This is a genomic window from Facilibium subflavum (assembly GCF_003574485.1).
Lineage (GTDB): Bacteria > Pseudomonadota > Gammaproteobacteria > Francisellales > Francisellaceae > Facilibium > Facilibium subflavum.
Map to the genome: position 1 here is coordinate 1 of NZ_QLIT01000144.1, position 1,397 is coordinate 1,397.

Below are 1,397 nucleotides of genomic sequence, written 5' to 3' on the forward strand. Positions count from 1 at the left end.
AAATGGGTGCGCCAAGCAAAGCTAAGGCAATCAAGCTGGACAATCCAGCCCAGAAAAAGGCTAGCCACCAGTCTGGAACCGAACTACACATAATGCAAGGTAACGAACATTATGAAGCTGTAGTAAGGGCGGTCTATCAGCCACAACGCAAGTGAAGGTATTGAGCCCCGTAATATATCATCGTCGCACCTGATCAAGGTTTTCATTTGCCTGAAATCAGCACTACGCAATACGTAAAGGCGAGTATGCGTGGAGGTGTCGGGGTCTGAGTCCGTAGCGGGTAGATGAACTGATTGCTTTGGAACTTGGGAGAACCTTGCTATTTCTGAATGCTTATCTTGGAGCCTAAAAAGCTAGAGATAAGCTTAGCAAGGTAGTCGGACTAGCTCATAGTAGAGGTGTAAATAGGGTAATGCCTATTGAGGTTTAAGACCACTTGAAGGGGTTAGCAGTTTAACGAAGAGGATAATTTGAATGATGCCAAACGCAGAGTTGAATAAAACATTGTTGAAGCTATCTTCTATAGCCGAATGTGCGCGAGGAAATCGAGCCTTTGAGTTTACGAGCTTAGCTCATTTACTTGATGCAGAATTTCTCACCTATTGCTACCACGGTCTTGATAGAAACAAGGCAGTAGGGATAGATAAAGTAAGTTGGCAAGAATATGGCAAGCATTTGCCTGACAAGATTGAGAGTCTGGTGATGTGCCTAAAGAATAAGTCATTTAAACCACTGCCTGCAAGAAGAGTATACATTCCCAAGGGAACCGGAGAAAGCCGCCCCTTGGGCATCTCGGCAATTGAGAATAAGGTTGTAGAGACCGGCGTTATGCTGATACTGCAGAGTATATACGAGCAGGATTTTCTAGATTGCTCGTATGGTTTTAGACCGGAAAGGAATACACATCAGGCGCTCAACGATGTTGATAAGGCAATTATGACGCAACCTGTAAACCACCTGGTTGAGGCAGATATTAAAGGCTTCTTTGACAACGTGTCACATGACAAGCTAATGGGGTTTGTAAGGATACGAGTAAAGGATTCCAGTCTGCTTCACCTGATAGAGCGGTTTTTAAAAGCAGGTTACGTTGATAATGGCGTATTAATTGATACGGAAAAGGGCACGCCCCAAGGAAGTATCCTAAGCCCAATGCTAGCGAATATATTCTTGCATTATGTGTTAGATAAATGGTTTGAAGATACGGTGAAGAGTCATACCAAAGGATTCTGCAAACTTGTAAGGTATGCGGATGATTTTGTGTGCTTGGTGCAGTATCAGGAGGATGCACGCAGAATTGAGCGGGCACTCTCAAACAGGTTTAACAAGTATAATCTACAGCTGCACCCAGAAAAGAGTCGGAATATTAGCTTTGGCAGGTACGAGAGGCGCAATGCGTC

At 44.2% G+C, this 1,397-nt stretch carries 1 protein-coding gene; it reads left to right on the forward strand.

What is annotated here, in order from left to right; all coding sequences use genetic code 11:
• Positions 1-474: 474 nt before the first annotated feature.
• Positions 475-1,397, forward strand: a 923-nt coding sequence (locus DNK84_RS09010) for a reverse transcriptase domain-containing protein (RefSeq protein WP_119344197.1), incomplete at its 3' end; no start/stop codon positions are given.